The following is an 18477-nucleotide window of genomic DNA, read 5'->3' as shown; positions in this document are numbered from 1 at the left end:
TCAGCTATCGAACGAGAGGCTACTCGACCGATGCCGCCACGGCAAGACGCCGCCCCTGCCTCGCAGACGCTGAGCCGTGGCATCCGGCTGCTCGAAGAGCTCTCCGCCGCCCGTACGCCGCTGTCGATCGACGACCTGGCCGCACGCGTGGGTCTGCACCGCTCCGTCGCCTACCGCCTGCTGCGCACCCTCGAAGACCACGGACTCGTCTCGCGGGATGCCACCGGCGCGGTGCGCCTCGGAACGGGCCTCGCCGCGCTGGCCGCCGGGGTCGCGGCCGACCTCCAGTCCGAGGCGCTGCCCGAGCTCACCGCCGCCGCCAACGACCTCGGCATGACGTGCTTCCTGGTGGTGCTCGACCACGACGAGTGCGTGACGCTCGCGAGCGTCGAGCCACGCCACGCCGTCACTGCCGTGGCGCAGCGCCCGGGCGCACGGCATCCGGTGACCCGCGGAGCGCCCGGCCGCGCGGTGCTCGCGCAGCTCCCGCCGCGGCTGTGGCCCGACGCCGTGGATGCACGCCTGGCCGCCGAGGTCGCCGAGACGGTGGAGCGCGGGTGGGCGACGAGTCACGACGAGGTCGTCCCTTCGCTCCGCGCGGTGGCCGTTCCGCTGGCGGTGCAGGGGCGCCCTCCCGCAGCCCTCGCCGCCGTCTACGTCGCGACGGAGGTCGACGACCCCGTGATCGCCGCGCGCCTCGCTTCGGCCGCCGAGTCCATCCGCCTCGGCCTCTGACCCACCCCCGCACGCCCCCACACCCGTGCGTGAGGTGCCAGCTATACTCGCCCCGTCAGGCGCACGAAGCAGTGCGTCGCTGCTCGAAAAAGGGGCACGTAGCGCAGAACGAGCGCGAGACACATACGGCATCCATCCCGTTCCGTCTCGAAAGGCTTCGCCATGCCCTCTATCTCCGCGCACGTCGCCCGCACCCTCGCCGCTCACGTCGACCACGTGTTCGGGGTGATGGGCAACGGCAACGCGTACTTCCTGGATGAGCTCGACCGCACCGGCGCCACCTTCACCGCCGTGCGGCACGAGGCCGGCGGCGTGGTGTCCGCCGACGCCTACCACCGCGCGAGCGGCCGGATCGCGGCCGCGACCGCCACCTACGGTGCGGGCTTCACGAACACGCTGACCGCTCTCGCGGAGGCGGCGCAGGCCCGCATCCCGCTCGTGCTCGTCGTCGGTGATGAGCCGACGTCGGGTCCACGGCCCTGGGGCGTCGACCAGATCGCGCTCGGTTCGGCGGTGGGGGTGCGCACGTACACCGTGGGAGAGCGGGATGCCGCGGCGACGACCGCCATCGCCCTCGAGCACGCCCTCACCTACCGCCGCCCGGCGATCCTCGCGATCCCGTACGACGTGGCCGCGCGCGATGCCGGAGAAGTCCCGCCTCCCGCGCCGCTCACCCTCGCGACGCAGGCCGGACCCCCCAGCCCGTTCACGGCCGCAGCGCTCCACCGGGTCGCCGACGCGCTCTCCCACGCCGAGCGCCCGTTCCTCCTCGCCGGGCGCGGCGCCTGGCTCGCCGACGCCGGGGAGGCGCTGGGCGCGCTGGCCGAGGCGACCGGAGCGGTCACCGCCTCGACAGCGCTGGGCCGGGGCATCTTCCCCGACCGGCGCTACGACCTGGGCGTCACCGGCGGCTTCGGTGCCGAGGGCGCGATGCAGCTCGTGCGCGAGGCCGATGTCGCCGTCGTCTTCGGCGCCGGCCTCAACCAGTTCACGATGCGCTTCGGCGAGCTGTTCGCGCCGGGGACGCGCGTGTTCCAGGTCGACACCGCACCCTCGGCCACCCATCCGCAGGTCGGGGGTTTCGTGCGGGCGGACGCCGCCGATGCCGCCTCGGCGATCACCGCGCGCCTGCTCGCCCGCGGCACACGACGGTCGGGATGGCGGGAGTCCCTGGACATCGCGGCGCTGTGCGCGCGCGACGCGGGCGACGGCGTCGCCCCCGACGGGCGCCTCGACCCGAGGACGGTCGCGGTCCGCATCGGCGAGCTGCTCCCCGAGGACAGGGTCGTGGTGTCGGACGGCGGGCACTTCCTCGGATGGTCGAACATGTACTGGCCGGTGGAGTCCCCCGACCGCGTGATGATGGTCGGCACCGCGTACCAGTCCATCGGGCTCGGGTTCCCCAGCGTGCCCGGAGCCGCCGCCGCCCGACCGGACTCGACGATCGTGCTCACCACCGGTGACGGCGGCGGACTCATGGCCATCGCCGACCTCGAATCGGCCGTGCGCGTCGCCGGCGGCCGCGGTCTGGCGGTGGTGTGGAACGACGCCGCCTACGGGGCCGAGGTGAACCTTTACGGCCTGAAGGGACTGGCCCGCGAGCCGATGCTGATCCCGGAGGTCGATTTCGCCGCGGTCGCGCGCGGGTTCGGTGCGGAGGGGGTGGTCGTGCGCGACCTGGCCGACCTCGACGCCCTCGCCGGGTGGACCCAGCGCGACGCGGACGAGCGGCCGTTCCTCCTCCTCGACCTGCGCATCAGCGGCGGCGTCATCGCCCCCTACCAGCAGGAGATCATCCGGGTGAACTCCTAGCCCGACGGCGGAGCGGACCGCGTCGTCAGTCCAGCGGCGGCCGGCCGTTGGCGCTCGGCACGCCGATCAGCGGCACCCCGAGCACCACCGCGCCCCCGGTCGCGTAGTTCGGCACGTCGGCTTCGACGGCGCGTCCCTCCGGCGAGGCCATCGCGGCACCGGCCGACTCCGCCGAGTCGAACGTCGCCTCGAACATCGCGTAGTACGGTCCGCCCTGCGCGTCGAGATCGAGCGCATAGCCCATCTCGACGACACCGGGCAGCCGCGCCGCCAGCCGCAGGTGCGTCTCCCGGTAGTAGCGGGCGAAGTGCTCCCGGTCGGCGGGCGGCAGGTACAGCACGACGATCTTGTGCATCACGGCATCCTCTCCATCGCGTGCTGCCGGGCCCGGGCGGGATGCCCGGACCCGACAGCACGCGGGTCACGGTCAACGGTCGGCGAACGCCGCCACGCAGTCGCTGGTCGCGTCGTCGTACTCGGCGTCGGCGTAGGTCTCCAGGCCGGCGATGTACTGCTCGAGCACCCCTTCGGCATCCTGGAGCCCCTGCCCGGTGGCGAGCTCGATCCACTTCTGCGCACCGGTGTCGCCGACGGTGTCCTCCCACGAGGCCGTCGCCGACTCGTCCCAGGCCGTGAGGTCCTGCACCGTCGGCGCATCCAGCATCTCCTGGCACTGCCCTGCGGCGGTCTCGTTGAACGCCGCGATGCCGGCGCCCCCGTTCAGCTCCTCCACGACGCTGTCGAACTGCTCGCGCAGGTCGTCGGGCAGCGCGTCGTACGCGTCCTTGGACACCCACATGCCGAACGTGGAGTACTGGCCCACGCCCGGGTCGCTCCAGTACGGCAGCAGCTCCATGATCTTGTAGTTCACGGGGAAGTCGATCGCGCCGCCGATGGAGGAGACGACCCCGCGTTCGACGGCCTCGTAGGTCTCGGGCGCGGTGATGGCGACGATGTTCGCGCCGGCGCCGCTGAGCACCTGCTGGATGATCGGGCCGGACGCGCGCATCTGCAGGCCCGCGAACTGCGACGCGTCGGTGAGCGGCTCCTTGCTCCCCAAGAGGAAACGCCCCACCGGCCACGTGGCGACGTGGTGCAGGTTGTTGCCGTCCATGACCGCCATCGCCGGTTCGTATCCGGTGTGCAGGTCGTAGATGGACTGCATGATCGCCTGCGAGTTCTGGCTGAGGAACGGGATGCTGACCATGCTGGTCGAGGGGAAGTACTGCGGGGTGTAGTCCGGCACTGTGACGCCGATCTGCGCGCGCCCATCGCGGACGCAGTCCGCGACCTCGGCGGCCTTGCACAGCGCCTCGGTCGCGGTGCGCTCGAAGCTGATGCGTCCCTCCGTGACCTCTTCCACGCGGTCCAGGAACCAGTCCTGCACCGCCGCGTTCGGCGTTCCCGCCTGCGCGCCGGTGGCGAGGGTGAACGTCACGCTCTCCCCGGCCGCATCGCCGCCGCCGGAATTCTGGATGCCGGCGCAACCGGAGATCGCGAGCGCCGCGGCGAGCCCTCCGGCGAGCGCGAGAGCCCGCCTCGAGCGGGGTCGGGAGTGCTGTGAGAACATCATCGTCCTTTCTGTCGGTCCGCTCCGCCGGGACACGGTTCGCGGGTGGGTTCAGTTTGCGCGGCCGGCCGTGGCATCCCCATGGCTGCAGCCGCAGACCGCCGGGTCATCGGCGCACGTCCGCGTCATCCGGCCGTCTGCGCGACGAGGGAGGGCAGCCAGAGCACGATCGCGGGCACGAAGAACAGCAGCGCCGAGACGAGCACGTCCATCGTCATGAGCGGGAGGACGCCGCGGAACACGGTCTCGGTCGGCACCCCCGTCGCACCGGACACGACGAAGCACGTCATGCCGACGGGCGGGGTGACCATGCCGATAGCGGTGAGCTTGACGATCATGAGGCCCAGCCAGATGCCGTTGAAGCCGAGCTCCATCGCGACCGGATAGATGATCGGGATCGTGATGATCAGCACCGAGATCTCGTCCAGAGCGGTGCCCAGCGGGAGGAGCAGCAGGAGGAGGAGGCCGATCGTCAGCAACGGCGGGATGGCGAGGCCGGCGATCCACGTCGTGATGGTGTCGGGCACGTGCGCGGCGATCAGGAACGTCGAGAAGATGCTCGAGCCGACGAGGATCATGAAGACCATCGACGTCGTCTGCGCGGTGTCCAGCAGCGCGCCCTTCACGTTGCCCCACAGCGCGGTCACGCCGGCACGGCGGAACTCCCACAGCAGGATCAGCAGGGCGACGAAGGCCGCGATGGCGGCCGACTCGGTCGAGGTGAACACGCCGGAGAACATCCCGCCGAGGATGATCAGGAAGATGAGTCCGAGGCGGACGAGCCCGCGCCACGGGAGGGTCCGGACCGTGTGCCCGTACGACTGGCGGACCGCCCCGGTGTTCGGCGTCGCGTGCAGCGCGGCATCCACGGATGCCGAGTGCACCGGTGCGGATGCCGCGGCACCGCCGCGCGCAGCGGTCGCGGCGGCCGTGCGCGCCTCGACGACAACGTCGGCCAGTTCGACGTCCTTCCGCACGATCTGGCGATGGCCGAGGATGAGGATGTAGGTGACGTACCCCGCGGCCGTCAGCAGACCCGGGATGATGCCCGCCGCGAGCATCTGGGCGACCGACTCCCCGGTCATGATCGCGTACAGCACGAGGAAGGTGCTCGGCGGGATGATGACGCCCAGGGTGCCGGCGATCGCCACGATGCCGGTGGCGAGCGCCGCCGGATAGCCGTAGGCGCGCATCTCGTTGACCGAGAGCTTTGACATCGTCGCGGCCGTTCCGATGCTGGAGCCGGACACGGCGGAGAAGCCCGCGCACGCCATGACGGTCGCAACGCCCAGGCCCCCGGGGAACCGGCTGACGAAATGGTTGGCGATCGCGAACACGTGCTCGGCGATCCGTGCGCGCATCGCCAGCATCCCCATGAGGATGAACATCGGGATGATCGTGAGCGAGAAACTCGCGGTCGCCGAGAACGGCACCGACCCGAGCACGTTCGTCGTGTAGACGGTGCCTTGCAGGATGCCGAGTCCCACGGCGCCGGACAGGCCCAGTGCCAGGGCCACCGGCATCCGCGCCATGAGCAGCAGGATCAGCAGCACCACGACCGCGAGCACGATCATCGTCACCAACATGGAGTCACTCCTTCGTCGTTCCGATCGCCGCTCACGCGTCGACCGTGGCTTCGGCGTCTTCGCCGTAGGCCGCGCGTCCTCGAATGGTTCGCACGACGTTCGCGATCGCGACGACCAGCCACAGCGCGAGTCCGATCGCGATCACCCAGCGCAGGGGCCACACCGGCCACTGCACGAGACCGAACCGCGTCTCGTTGCGCGTGGTCGCCTGAACCGCACGCGTGAGCGACGCGTATGTCATCCAGGCCAGCAGTCCGGCGTTGAGCACCCAGACCGCGACGGACACGGCCCGCGCCAGGGCGGGCCGGAGGCGGTCGGTCACGATCGACACGGCGACGTGCCCGCCCTGCATCGACGTCCACGCCAGCCCCAGGAACACCGAGGTGACGAGGGCCGACTCGGCGACCTCGAGCATCCCGGGTACGCTCGCGCGGGCGATGAAGCGCACTACGACGTCGACGACGGTGGCGAGCATGAGCACCACGAGCGCGCCCGCGGCGATCACGCCGAGGACCGCGCTCTGGCCCCGCAGGTAAGTGTCGAAGCGCGACGTCTGCACCGGCGCGGGAGCGGTGACGGTCATCTCAGCGCTCGTTCCAGAACTCGTATGCGCGGGTGTGGTCGACGTCGCCGAGCGCGTCGAGGGCGTCGCCGAGCGCACCGGCCACCGCGTCGCACACCGGTGCGTCATGCGCCATCGCCCGCTGCACCTTCTGGGCGATGCGGACGTCCTTCGTCATCAGCGGGAGCGCGAAGCCCGAGGCGAACCGGCCACCGACGATGTGGTCCGGCAGGACGTGCGTCGTCACGAAGCTCTGCCCGGTCGACGCGTTGAAGATCTCCACCATGACGGCGGGATCGAGTCCGAACCGGGCGCCCGCCGTCAACGCCTCCGTCGACGCGGTGTAGGCGGCCGCGGCGACGAAGTTGTTCAGCGCTTTCATCGCGTGCCCGGTGCCGAGACCGCCCGTGCGGAAGATGCGGGCGCTCATCGTGTCGATGACGGGTACCGCCCGCTCCGCGGCGTCCTCGTCGTCCGCGCCCATCATGATCGCGAGGGTGCCCGCGATCGCCCGTTCGCGCGCACCCGACACCGGGGCGTCGACCAGATGCACACCGGACGCGGCCAGGAGGCGACCCGTCTCGACCGTCTCGGTCGGGTCGGACGAGCTCATGTCCACGTACACCGTGCCCGGCGCCGAGGGGATGCGCGGCGCACCGTCCTCATCCACGAGCACCGACCGCACGATCGCACTGGTGGGCAGCATCAGCACGATGACCTCACAGTCGGCGAGGTCGGTGAGGTCGGCCGCGGGCTCGGCGCCGATCCGTGCGGCCAACGCCGCGGCGCGGTCGACGTCGACGTCGTGCACGAGCACGCGCGCGAAAGCTCCGGATGCCGCGATGTTGGTGACCATCGGGTCGCCCATCGTGCCCAGCCCGATGAAGCCGACGGTGCGGACGCGAGTGGTCACCGCGTCGTCGCCGAGGACGGGACCCGCTCCCCCGCTCATGCCGGCACCCCGGCTTTCTCCGCCTCATCGTCGATGCTGGAGGGCAGGCCCTTCTCGGCCAGCACCTCTTCGAGCGCACGAAGGCCCTCGACCGCGGCGGGGATGCCGCAGTACAGCATCGAGTGCACGATGACCTCGCGCAGTTCGAGCACCGACACACCGTTGGCCAGCGCACCACGGGTGTGGATGCGCAGCTCGTGGGACTTGCCCTGGGCGATGAGCATCGCCAGCGTCACCTTGCTGCGATCAGACAGCGGCAGTCCGCCGCGCTGCCAGATGTCGCCGAAGCAGTAGCGGGTGACGAAGTCCTGGATCTTGTCGTTGAGGTCGGTCGTGTGCTCGACCTGCGCCTCCGCCCCCTCGGGCCCGAACATGTCGCGCCGCTGGCGCAGACCGATGTCGTACAGATCGTCGCGGATCACCTGATGCTCCCTCGCATGGATGTCGTGCGGGACCGGCGTCCCGTCGGACCAGTGTGGCGGGTCGGATGCCACGGCCACATGGCCCACGGCGCAGGCGCCATGGTGTTCGGCGCACACCGACCGGGTCATCCGCACGCGCGTCCGCGAGCGCGCATAGTCTGGGGGGACGTTTCGACATCACTGCAAGGAGGCAGGCGATGGAACAGACCGACCCGACGACCCGCGACATGCAGAACCACCACGGCGTGAGCTTCGACGAGTGGATCCGCCTCGTGGGGAACCGTTTCGTCCCGCTCGTGCTGTCGACGATCGATCCTGACGGGTTCACCGGCAACCTGCGCACGCGGGTGGTCGACGGCACGTGCGTCACCGACATCGCGGCATCCTCGCATCGGGTGCACCGCGCGCCGTCGTCGATCCGCGACGACGACCCGCACCATCTCAAGCTCAGCATGCAGCTGACCGGCACCGGTCTCGTCATGCAGGACGGGCGCAGCGCGCACCTCTCCCCCGGCGACGTCGCCATTTACGACACGGCGCGACCGTACACACTCGAGTACGCCGGTCAGATGCGCTCGCTCGTGATGATGTTCCCGCACAGCATGCTCGGCCTGTCGGCCAACCTCGTCCCCACCGTGACCGCCGTACGTCTCCGGGGCGACACCGGGATCGGTCGTGTCATCTGCCCGTTCATGCAGCACCTCGCGGAAGACCTCGATCAGCTCGAGGGTGTCAACGGCGCCCGCATCATCCGCAGCGCCTTCGACCTCATCACGGCGTTGCTCTCGGCCGAGTTGCAGAGCTCGACGGCCCGCGAGCCCTGGCGCGTGACGCTCGACGCGGTCGCCCACTACATCGATCGGCACCTGGACGACCCCGGGCTGAACACCGACTCGATCGCCCGGGCCCACTTCATCTCCGCCCGCCAGCTGCAGTACCTCTTCCAGGAGGAGGGCGAGACCGTCTCGGGCTACATCCGTTCCCGCCGCCTCGAGCGCTGCCGGCTCGACCTGGAGGACGCCGCGCAGAGCTCGCGATCGATCGTGCAGATCGCCCAGGCCTGGGGGTTCATCGACCCCAGCCACTTCAGCAAGCTGTTCAAGTCGACCTACGGGCACGGCCCGCGCGACCACCGTCTGCAGCACGTCGACGCCGCCAGCCTCGCCGGCTGACCCTCCCTCGGGCAGACCGTTCGCTCCCGTACACGTGGCGTGCGCCGCAGCCCGAGAGCGATGCGGCCCGCGCCGGTTGACTGAGCGCACGGATCTGCTCGAGGAGGATCAGATGACACAGACGGAGACGGCGACGCTGCTCGCCGAGATCACGGTCGACCAGGCGATCGGCCGCGCGATACCCGACGCCGCCACCGGTGAGACCATCGGCTATGCCCCCGTGCACACGGCGGCCGATCTCGCACGGGCGGTGACCGCAGCGCGCGCCGCGCAACCCGCCTGGGCCGCGCTCACGCACGCCGAGAGGTCGGCGATCCTGCACCGGGCCGCCGACGAAATCGATGCCCACGCCGAGGAGCTCGCCCAGATCATCGCTCGCGAGCAGGGGAAGCCGCTGAACGGGCCGGGCGCCCGTTTCGAGGCGGCAGGGTGCGCGGTGTGGATCCGCCAGGCGGCCGACACCGTGCTCGAACCCGAGGTGCTCTTCGAGGCCGAGGGCACCCGCTCCGAACTGCATTACGCCCCGCTCGGCGTGGTCGGTGCGATCGGCCCGTGGAACTGGCCCGCACTCATCGCGATCTGGCAGATCGCGCCGTCGTTGCGCATGGGCAACACGGTCGTCGCCAAGCCCAGCGAGTACACCCCGCTCAGTGTGCTCGCCGTCGCCGCGCTGATGAACCGCCACCTGCCCGACGGCGTGCTCACCGTCGTCGCGGGCGGTCGGGACGTCGGCGAGGCGATCGCGTCGCACCCCGATCTCGACAAGATCATGTTCACCGGTTCCACCGCCACGGGTCGGCGCATCATCGAGGGGTCGGCGCACAACCTCGCGCGCCTCACTCTCGAGCTCGGCGGCAACGACGCCGGAATCGTCCTTCCGGGCACGGATGTCGACGCGATCGCCCAGAACCTGTTCTGGGGCATCTTCATCAACACCGGTCAGACGTGCGCCGCGCTCAAGCGCCTGTACGTGCACGACTCCCTCTACGAAGACGTCGTGGCAGCCCTCGCCGCGCTCGCCGAGGCCACCCCGATGGGGCCGGGCACCGATGAGGGCAGCGCCCTCGGCCCCCTGTCGACGGGGCAGCAGTTCGACATCGTCTCGCGCCTGATCGACGACGCCCGCTCGCGCGGCGCTCGTATCGTCACGGGCGGCGAGGCGGCCACCGAGCTCGGTCCGCACTTCTACCGCGCCACGGTCGTCGCGGACATCGACGACGACGCGGCACTCGTGGGCGAGGAACAGTTCGGGCCTGCCATCCCCGTCCTGCGCTACAGCGACCTCGACGACGCCATCGCCCGCGCGAACGCCGCCGACCAGGGGCTCGGGGCGTCGGTGTGGGGCTCCGACGTCGACGAGGCCATGGCCGTGGCCGAGCGTCTGCAGGCCGGCACCGTGTGGATCAACCAGCACGGAACGCTCAACCCGATGGTGCCGTTCGGGGGTGTGAAGGGATCCGGCTACGGGATGGAGTTCGGGAAGGAAGGCCTCAAGGCCGTGGCCGCCCCGAAGGTCATCACGCGGTGACGATCATCGCCGGCACGTGCATCGGCGCGCCGGGTGGGCCTGCGCCCCACCGGCGCGCCGATGACCGGATCCGGGGAGGCGGCTCAGGACCGAGACATCCCGTAGATCGGCGAGACGGCCTGCTCGGCCTCGTGGTCGGGACCGAGCGGGATGCCGCGACGATCGCGCAGCAGCAGGGTCGCGATGAGGCCGAGCACGGCCATCCCGACGAGGTAGAAGGCCACCGACCACGTCGTGCCGGTGGACTGCACCAGCGCGGTGGCGATGGTCGGGGCGAACGCGCCGCCGAGGATCGCGCCGATCGCGTACGAGATCGACACCCCCGAGAACCGCACGGAGGCGGGGAACAGTTCTGCGTACAGGGCCGCCTGCGGGCCGTACGTGAAGCCGAGGCCGACGGTCAGGATGAGGAGCCCGAGGAACACCAGCGCGATCTCCCCGGTGTTCACGAGCGGGAACAGCGTGACGGCGCCGATCGCGAGAGCGATCCAGCCGATGATGTACGTGGTGCGCCGACCGATGATGTCGCTCATCCAGCCGGAGAGCCATGTGAAGACGAGCCATCCGACGGACGCTCCGGCGACGGCCCACAGCACCGGGCCGCGGTCGAGCCCGAGCGGGCCGGCGGGGTTGGTGGCGTAGTTCTGGATGTATCCGCCGGTGGACATGTATCCGGCCGCGTTGTTGCCCGCGAAGACGAACGCGGCGATGAGCACGAGGGCCCAGTGCTTGCGGAACAGCTGCACGATGGGCGTCTTGGTCTCTTCCCGGCGCTCGGCGAGCTCGACGAAGACGGGGCTCTCCTCGACGCGCTTGCGAATGTAGTACCCGACGAAGATCAGGACGACGCTGAAGAGGAACGGCACGCGCCATCCCCACTCGAGGAAGGCGTCGCCGGGCGCGATGAGCGCCATGATCGCCATCATTCCGGATGCCAGGAGCAGACCGATCGGCACGCCGATCTGGGGCGAGGCGCCGAAGAGTCCACGCTTGTTCTTGGGGGCGTGCTCGACGGCCATGAGCACCGCGCCTCCCCACTCCCCACCGGCCGAGATGCCCTGCAGGATGCGCAGGAAGATCAGCAGGATCGGGGCTGCGACGCCGATGGCCGCGTAGGTGGGGAGCAGGCCGACGAGCGTCGTGGACACGCCCATGAGGATCAGCGTGACCATGAGCACCACGCGGCGGCCGTACTTGTCACCGAAGTGTCCCGCCAGGAAGGCACCCAGCGGCCGGAACAGGAAGCTGAGCCCCACCGTCAGGAACGACAGGATGAGCGCGATCCCGGGGCCGGCGGGCTCGAAGAAGATCGCGGCGAACACGAGCCCTGCCGCCTGGGCGTAGATGAAGAAGTCGTACCACTCGACGGTCGTGCCGACCACCGTGGCGAAGACGACACGGCGCCGATCGGCGGGAGTGGAGATGGTACCGGTCGGCGTGAAGCCGCCCGCTGTGGGAGAGATTGGAGAACTCATCGTTGGGTGTCCCTCTGTCGACGTCGCTGTCAGTCGGTCGGTTGAACCGCCGCGTCAGATCATATACGATTTCGAATACGACGCAATGAGCAGCGAAGGAGCCTCATGAGCACGACGGATGCCGCAGACCCGCGCTTCGCCGCGCTGCCCGCCCGTCCCGGGAAGGTCATCGCGGTGCACCTGAGCTACCCCTCGCGAGCCGACCAGCGCGGCCGACGGCCCGCGCACCCGTCCTACTTCCTCAAGCCGTCCAGCTCGATCGCCGCATCGGGATCGACCATCGAACGCCCCGCCGGCACCGAACTGCTGGCCTTCGAGGGCGAGATCGCCCTGGTGATCGGCGCGACCGCGCGGCGGGTCGCGGCCGACGAGGCATGGGGCCATGTGGCGGCGGTGACCGCGGCCAACGACTTCGGCGTCTACGATCTCCGCGCGAACGACAAAGGGTCCAACGTCCGGTCCAAGGGGCGTGACGGCTACACGCCGCTCGGCCCCCGGCTCATCCCCGCGGCGACCGTGTCGCCCACCGGCCTTCGCGTGCGCACGTGGGTGGATGGTGCGCTCGCCCAGGACGACACGACCGAAGACCTTCTGTTCCCGCTGACCCAGATCGTTGCCGACCTCTCGCAGCACCTCACGCTCGAACCCGGCGACATCATCCTCACGGGTACGCCCGCGGGCTCGAGCGTCGTCCTTCCGGGGGCCGTGGTGGAGGTCGAGGTCGACGCTCCCGGCGTGGCCGAGTCGCCCAGTTCAGGGCGCCTGGTGACGACGGTCGTCGAGGGCGACGAACCGTTCGACGACACGCTCGGCTCCCTCCCCTCCGTCGACGACCACCAGCGCGCCGAGGCGTGGGGCTCGCGCGAGAGCGCGGGGCTCCCCGCCGCACCCGCACCGTTCCGACTCACCGACGAACTGCGCGCGAAGCTCTCGCGGGTTCCTGTCGCCGCCCTCTCGGGGCAATTGCGCAAGCGCGGATTGAACGATGTCTCCATCGACGGCGTGGCCGCGATGCATCCCGGGTCCACGCTCGTCGGCCTGGCTCGGACGCTGCGTTTCGTCCCCCACCGCGAAGACCTGTTCGCCTCGCACGGCGGCGGGTACAACGCCCAGAAGCGCGCCTTCGACAGCGTCGGAGAGGGCGAGGTCATCGTGATCGAGGCCCGCGGCGAATCGGGGTCGGGCACGCTCGGCGACATCCTGGCCCTGCGCGCGAAAGCCCGCGGCGCCGCAGGCATCGTGACCGACGGAGGCGTGCGCGACTACGCGGCCGTCGCCGCGGTGGGTCTCCCCGTCTTCTCGCGTGGACCGCACCCGGCGGTGCTCGGCCGCCGGCATGTGCCGTGGGACACCGATGTGGCGATCGGGTGCGGCGGCACCACCGTCCAGCCGGGTGATGTCATCGTGGGTGACGGCGACGGGGTCATCGTCATCCCGCCCGCACTCGTCGAAGAGGTCGTCGACGCCGCCCTCGCTCAGGAGGAAGAGGATGCCTGGATCGCGACGCAGGTCGCGGCGGGACACCCCGTGGACGGTCTCTTCCCGATGAACGCGCAGTGGCGCGCCCGCTACGAGAAGGAACGTTCGTGAGGGCCGCGGAAGTGACGCTCAGCAAGTCGCAGCAGGCGTACCACTGGATCAAGGACCGGATCGCGCGTCAGGAGTTCACCCCGGGATACCGCCTGGTGCTCGGTTCGATCGCGAGCGATCTCGACATGAGCGTGGTGCCCGTGCGCGAGGCCATCCGTCAGCTCGAGGCCGAGGGTCTCGTGACGTTCGAGCGCAATGTCGGGGCGCGGGTGTCGATGGTGGACGACTCGCAGTACCGGCACAGCATGCAGGCCCTCAGCATCCTGGAGGGCGCGGCCACCGCGCTGTCGGCACGGGCGCTGACCTCCGACGATCTCCACCGTGCCCGCGCGATCAACGAACGCATGATCGAGACACTCGAGCACTTCGACCCGCGCGTCTTCACCGCGTTGAACCAGGAGTTCCACGCGATCCTGTTCGAGCGTTGCGCGAACCCGCGCATGCTCGAACTCGTCCAGGCCGAATGGGCCCGCCTCGGGCACCTGCGCGACTCGACCTTCAGCTTCGTGCCGGGTCGCGCCGCAGAGAGTGTCCGCGAGCACGAGAACATCCTCCGCCTGATCGAGTCCGCAGCCCCCCTCGGCGAGATCGAGAAGGCCTCGCGCCGGCATCGCGCTGCCACCCTCGACGCCTACCTCATCCACGAACACCCCGACGAGGTCCTCGGCCTCCCGGCGGTCTGACACAGGAAAGCATCCCCATGAGCGACACACAGACGCTGCAGCGGACCATCCCCGCCGATCTGCCCGAGCGCATCCGTCACTACATCGACGGCGCCTTCGTCGACTCTGCCGACGGCGACACCTTCGACGTCCTCGATCCCGTCACCAACGAGACGTACGTCACGGCGGCGGCGGGCAAGAAGGCCGACATCGACCGCGCGGTCGCCGCCGCACGGAAGGCCTTCACCGACGGACCATGGCCTCGCATGCTCCCCCGCGAGCGTTCCCGCGTGCTGCACCGCATCGCCGACATCGTCGAGTCCCGTGACGCGCGGCTGGCGGAGCTGGAGTCCTTCGACTCGGGCCTGCCGATCACGCAGGCGTTGGGACAGGCCCGGCGCGCGGCCGAGAACTTCCGGTTCTTCGCCGACCTGATCGTGGCGCAGACCGACGATGCGTTCAAGGTGCCGGGCCGCCAGCTCAACTACGTCAACCGCAAGCCGATCGGCGTCGCGGGCCTCATCACGCCGTGGAACACACCGTTCATGCTCGAGTCGTGGAAGCTCGCCCCGGCCCTCGCCACCGGCAACACCGTGGTGCTCAAGCCCGCGGAGTTCACGCCGCTGTCGGCATCCCTGTGGGCCGGGATCTTCGAGGAGGCGGGACTCCCCGAAGGGGTGTTCAACCTCGTCAACGGGCTCGGCGAGGACGCCGGCGACGCCCTCGTGAAGCACCCCGACGTGCCGCTCATCTCCTTCACGGGAGAGAGCTCGACCGGGCAGCTCATCTTCGCCAACGCGGCCCCCTTCCTCAAGGGTCTCTCGATGGAGCTGGGCGGCAAGAGCCCCGCGATCGTCTTCGCCGACGCCGACCTGGATGCCGCGATCGACGCGACCATCTTCGGTGTGTTCTCGCTCAACGGCGAGCGGTGCACCGCCGGTAGCCGCATCCTCGTCGAGCGGGCCGTGTACGACGAGTTCGTCGAGCGCTACGCCGCGCAGGCCGCGCGAGTGAAGGTCGGTTACCCCGACGACCCCGAGACCGAGGTCGGCGCGCTCGTCCACCCCGAGCACTACGCCAAGGTCATGTCGTACGTCGAGCTCGGCAAGACCGAGGGCCGACTGGTGGCCGGCGGCGGCCGCCCCGACGGCTTCGACGAGGGGAACTTCGTCCAGCCGACCGTCTTCGCCGACGTCGCCCCCGATGCGCGCATCTTCCAGGAGGAGATCTTCGGTCCGGTCGTCGCCATCACGCCGTTCGACACCGACGACGAGGCGCTGGAGCTGGCGAACAACACCAAGTACGGCCTCGCCGCCTACGTCTGGACGAACGACCTGAAGCGCGCTCACCTGTTCGCGCAGAACGTCGAGGCCGGCATGGTGTGGCTCAACTCCAACAACGTGCGCGACCTCCGCACCCCGTTCGGCGGCGTGAAGGCATCCGGCCTCGGCCACGAGGGCGGGTACCGCTCGATCGACTTCTACACCGACCAGCAGGCCGTGCACATCACCCTCGGCCCGTCCCACAACCCGACCTTCGGCAAAGGAGCCTGAGATGACCGACCGCAGCCAGATGACCCGCACCTCCTCGGGCTTCTTCGTCTCCGCCGAGGCGCCGATCCGCACCGACAACCCCATCCCGACGCCCTCCTCCCCCGCGCCCGACATCCTGCGCTGCGCCTACATGGAGCTCGTCGTCACCGACCTCGCGGCATCCCGGGAGTTCTACGTCGACGTGCTGGGGCTCTACGTCACCGAGGAGGACGGCGACGCGATCTACCTGCGCTCGACCGAGGAGTTCATCCACCACAACCTCGTGCTGCGCCAGGGTCCGGTCGCGGCGGTCGCGGCGTTCTCGTACCGCGTGCGCAGCGCGGACGACCTCGACAAGGCGGTCGCTTTCTATTCCGAGCTCGGATGCCGGGTCGAGCGGCGCCGTGACGGCTTCACGAAGGGCATCGGCGATTCCGTGCGCGTGGAGGACCCGCTCGGGTTTCCGTACGAGTTCTTCTTCGACACCCAGCACGTCGAGCGTCTGTCGTGGCGCTACGACCTGCACACGCCGGGCGAGCTCGTCCGCCTCGACCACTTCAACCAGGTGACGCCCGACGTGCCGCGCGCCGTCAACTTCATGCAGACGCTCGGCTTCCGCGTCACCGAAGACATCCAGGACGACGAGGGCACGGTCTACGCCGCGTGGATGCGGCGGAAGCCCACCGTGCACGACACGGCCATGACCGGCGGCGACGGCCCCCGCATGCACCACGTCGCCTTCGCCACGCACGAGAAGCACAACATCCTCGCCATCTGCGACAAGCTCGGCGCGCTCCGGCGGTCGGATGCCATCGAGCGCGGACCCGGGCGTCACGGCGTCTCGAACGCGTTCTACCTCTACCTGCGCGACCCCGACGGCCACCGGGTCGAGATCTACACGCAGGACTACTACACCGGCGACCCCGACAACCCGGTCGTCACGTGGGACGTCCACGACAACCAGCGCCGTGACTGGTGGGGCAACGCGGTCGTGCCGTCGTGGTACACCGAGGCGTCGCTCGTCCTCGACCTCGACGGCAACCCGCAGCCGGTGCGTGCCCGCACCGACGCGAGCGAGATGGCCGTGACGATCGGGGCCGACGGCTTCTCCTACACCCGCGCCCCCGAGGCATCCCCTTCTTCCGAGTTCAAGCTCGGCAACCAGCTCTAACGAGGCGCGAGTCGCCAGAATTTGTCGCCCAGGCTCGCCCGGAGGCGACAAATTCTGGCGACTCAGGCCGAAAGACACGGAGGAACGCATGCTCACCGAGCAGCAGATCGACCAGATCGCGGCCGAGCTCGCGGAGGCCGACCGCACACACACCATGATTCCGCGCATCACCGCACGGTTTCCGGATGCCACGGTCGTCGACTCGTATGCGATTCAGGGCCGCTGGCGCGACACGCAGATCGCGGCGGGCCGCACGCTCGTCGGGCGAAAGATCGGGCTGACCTCGAAGGCGATGCAGCACGCCACGGGGATCACCGAGCCCGACTACGGCGTCATGTTCGACGACACCGTGTACCGCTCGGGAGACGACATCCCGGTGGAGCACTTCTCGAACGTCCGCATCGAGGTCGAGCTCGCGTTCGTGCTGAAGCAGCCTCTCAAGGGACCGGACTGCACTCTCGAGGACGCGCTGGCGGCGATCGACTATGCCGTCCCGGCCCTGGAGGTCCTCAACTCCCACATCGAGCTCGAGGGTCGCACGATCGTCGACACGATCTCCGACAACGCCGCCTACGGCGCGATGGTCCTGGGCGACGTGCACAAGCGCCCCGACGAGATCGATCTGCGATGGGTGCCCGGCGTGCTCTCGCGCAATGGCGACATCGAGGAGACGGGGGTCGCTGCCGGGGTGCTCGGCCACCCCGCCACGGGCGTCGCCTGGCTGGCGAACAAGTTCGCGCAGCACGGCGCACGGCTCGAAGCGGGCGAGATCATCCTCGCCGGCTCGTTCACGCGCCCGATGTGGGTGTCGCGGGGCGATAGCGTGCTGTGCGACTACGGACCGATGGGAACGATCGAATGCCGCTTCGTCTAGCTCCGACTTTCCGCGACCGCCTCGCGGAGTCGTCCCGCCCCCTCGCGGGGATGTGGGTCTGCTCGGGCAGCCCCCTAGTGGCCGAGATCATCGCGGGCTCGGGGACCGACTGGATCCTCGTCGACATGGAGCATTCGCCCAACGGCCTCACGTCGGTGCTCACGCAGCTGCAGGCCATCGCCGCCTACCCGGCGACACCGGTGGTGCGCGTCCCCATCGGCGACACGGTCACACTCAAGCAGGTGCTCGACCTCGGCGCCCAGAACATCCTCGTCCCCATGGTGTCGTCCGCCGACCAGGCCCGTGAACTCGTGGCGGCGGTGCGCTATCCGCCGCGCGGCGTGCGGGGCGTGGGGTCGGCGCTCGCGCGATCGGCGCGATGGAACCGCGTCGAGGACTATCTCGCCGCCGCCGACGACCACGTCTCGCTCTTCGTGCAGGTCGAGACGGCCGAGGGGGTCGACGCCGCGGGCGACATCGCGGCGGTGGACGGAATCGACGGTGTCTTCGTGGGGCCCAGCGACCTCGCGGCATCCCTGGGTCTTCTCGGCCGGCAGACGCATCCCGACGTCGTGGCTGCGGTCCTGCGGGCCTTCACCGCGGTGCGCGCGGCCGGGAAGCCGGTCGGCGTGAACGCGTTCGACCCCGATATGGCGGAGGCATACCGGGATGCCGGGGCGTCCTTCCTCCTCGTCGGCGCCGACGTCGCTCTCCTCGCCCGAGGCTCAGAAGCCCTCGCGGCCCGGTGGTCGTCGGGCGGCGACGCCTCCGACCGCGCCAGCTACTAGCCGCGGTCGGCTCCCCTCCGGCGCTCCCCGCGAGCGACCCGCGGCA

General features: G+C 70.1%; 17 protein-coding genes. 10 read left to right on the top strand and 7 right to left on the bottom strand.

The genetic code is table 11. From position 1 onward, the window contains the following. The first annotated feature begins 30 nt into the window (after positions 1–30). On the top strand, positions 31–735 hold the full coding sequence (locus tag P5G46_RS12260; protein ID WP_375094622.1) for an IclR family transcriptional regulator: 705 nt from the start codon (positions 31–33) through the stop codon (positions 733–735). A gap of 162 nt (positions 736–897) precedes the next feature. After that, a complete protein-coding gene (locus tag P5G46_RS12255; RefSeq protein ID WP_408905794.1) occupies positions 898–2547 on the top strand; it encodes a thiamine pyrophosphate-binding protein in 1650 nt (549 codons plus the stop codon). A gap of 25 nt (positions 2548–2572) precedes the next feature. On the opposite strand, the gene P5G46_RS12250 is transcribed toward P5G46_RS12255, so the two are convergent. The 6 genes from P5G46_RS12250 to P5G46_RS12225 all read right to left on the bottom strand — a co-directional run bounded on the left by P5G46_RS12250 (position 2573) and on the right by P5G46_RS12225 (position 7639). Next, positions 2573–2902 (bottom strand): EthD family reductase, encoded by a 330-nt coding sequence (locus tag P5G46_RS12250; RefSeq protein WP_375094624.1) that lies wholly within the window; start codon positions 2900–2902, stop codon positions 2573–2575. A 72-nt stretch (positions 2903–2974) separates the two neighbouring features. Continuing rightward, positions 2975–4120, bottom strand: coding sequence for a TRAP transporter substrate-binding protein (locus tag P5G46_RS12245; RefSeq protein WP_375094625.1), 1146 nt, complete (start codon positions 4118–4120; stop codon positions 2975–2977). A gap of 122 nt (positions 4121–4242) precedes the next feature. Further along, positions 4243–5703, bottom strand: coding sequence for a TRAP transporter large permease (locus tag P5G46_RS12240; protein ID WP_375094626.1), 1461 nt, complete (start codon positions 5701–5703; stop codon positions 4243–4245). A 31-nt stretch (positions 5704–5734) separates the two neighbouring features. Then, a complete protein-coding gene (locus tag P5G46_RS12235; protein WP_375094627.1) occupies positions 5735–6286 on the bottom strand; it encodes a TRAP transporter small permease subunit in 552 nt (183 codons plus the stop codon). 1 nt (position 6287) lies between these two features. Next, entirely contained in the window at positions 6288–7217 is a 930-nt protein-coding gene (locus P5G46_RS12230) for an NAD(P)-dependent oxidoreductase (protein WP_375094629.1), read from the bottom strand. Next, a complete protein-coding gene (locus tag P5G46_RS12225) occupies positions 7214–7639 on the bottom strand; it encodes a carboxymuconolactone decarboxylase family protein (RefSeq protein WP_375094630.1) in 426 nt (141 codons plus the stop codon). Before P5G46_RS12225 ends, P5G46_RS12230 begins: the two co-directional genes overlap by 4 nt. A 197-nt stretch (positions 7640–7836) precedes the next feature. On the opposite strand from P5G46_RS12225, the gene P5G46_RS12220 reads away from it, so the two are divergent. Continuing rightward, on the top strand, positions 7837–8811 hold the full coding sequence (locus P5G46_RS12220; RefSeq protein ID WP_375094631.1) for an AraC-like ligand-binding domain-containing protein: 975 nt from the start codon (positions 7837–7839) through the stop codon (positions 8809–8811). A gap of 112 nt (positions 8812–8923) precedes the next feature. Then, positions 8924–10339, top strand: a complete 1416-nt coding sequence (locus tag P5G46_RS12215) for an aldehyde dehydrogenase family protein (protein ID WP_375094632.1) — start codon at positions 8924–8926, stop codon at positions 10337–10339. A gap of 83 nt (positions 10340–10422) precedes the next feature. On the opposite strand, the gene P5G46_RS12210 is transcribed toward P5G46_RS12215, so the two are convergent. Continuing rightward, positions 10423–11814: an MFS transporter gene (locus P5G46_RS12210; protein ID WP_239274947.1), complete on the bottom strand. Its 1392-nt coding sequence runs from the start codon at positions 11812–11814 to the stop codon at positions 10423–10425. A 105-nt stretch (positions 11815–11919) separates the two neighbouring features. Here P5G46_RS12210 and P5G46_RS12205 point away from each other — a divergent pair, with 105 nt between their 5' ends. The 6 genes from P5G46_RS12205 (at position 11920) to P5G46_RS12180 (ending at position 18431) form a co-directional block, all read left to right on the top strand. Next, the gene (locus P5G46_RS12205; RefSeq protein ID WP_375094633.1) at positions 11920–13404 is read left to right on the top strand and encodes a fumarylacetoacetate hydrolase family protein; all 1485 of its coding nucleotides are present in this window, start codon (positions 11920–11922) and stop codon (positions 13402–13404) included. Beyond that, positions 13401–14087, top strand: coding sequence for a GntR family transcriptional regulator (locus tag P5G46_RS12200; protein ID WP_239274945.1), 687 nt, complete (start codon positions 13401–13403; stop codon positions 14085–14087). Before P5G46_RS12205 ends, P5G46_RS12200 begins: the two co-directional genes overlap by 4 nt. A gap of 17 nt (positions 14088–14104) precedes the next feature. Continuing rightward, the gene (gene hpaE / locus P5G46_RS12195; protein ID WP_239274944.1) at positions 14105–15619 is read left to right on the top strand and encodes a 5-carboxymethyl-2-hydroxymuconate semialdehyde dehydrogenase; all 1515 of its coding nucleotides are present in this window, start codon (positions 14105–14107) and stop codon (positions 15617–15619) included. Between the two features lies 1 nt (position 15620). Continuing rightward, positions 15621–16769, top strand: coding sequence for a 3,4-dihydroxyphenylacetate 2,3-dioxygenase (gene hpaD / locus P5G46_RS12190; protein ID WP_408905793.1), 1149 nt, complete (start codon positions 15621–15623; stop codon positions 16767–16769). A gap of 88 nt (positions 16770–16857) precedes the next feature. Continuing rightward, positions 16858–17643 (top strand): 2-keto-4-pentenoate hydratase, encoded by a 786-nt coding sequence (locus P5G46_RS12185; protein WP_375094636.1) that lies wholly within the window; start codon positions 16858–16860, stop codon positions 17641–17643. Next, entirely contained in the window at positions 17628–18431 is an 804-nt protein-coding gene (locus P5G46_RS12180; RefSeq protein ID WP_239274941.1) for an HpcH/HpaI aldolase family protein, read from the top strand. The genes P5G46_RS12185 and P5G46_RS12180 overlap by 16 nt, the downstream gene beginning before the upstream one ends. The last annotated feature ends 46 nt before the right edge of the window (positions 18432–18477 follow it).

It is taken from the genome of Microbacterium mcarthurae, from assembly GCF_046064585.1.
GTDB lineage: Bacteria > Actinomycetota > Actinomycetes > Actinomycetales > Microbacteriaceae > Microbacterium > Microbacterium mcarthurae.
The sequence above is the reverse complement of the archived record's forward strand: the minus strand, read 5'-3'. Positions and strand labels throughout refer to the sequence as shown.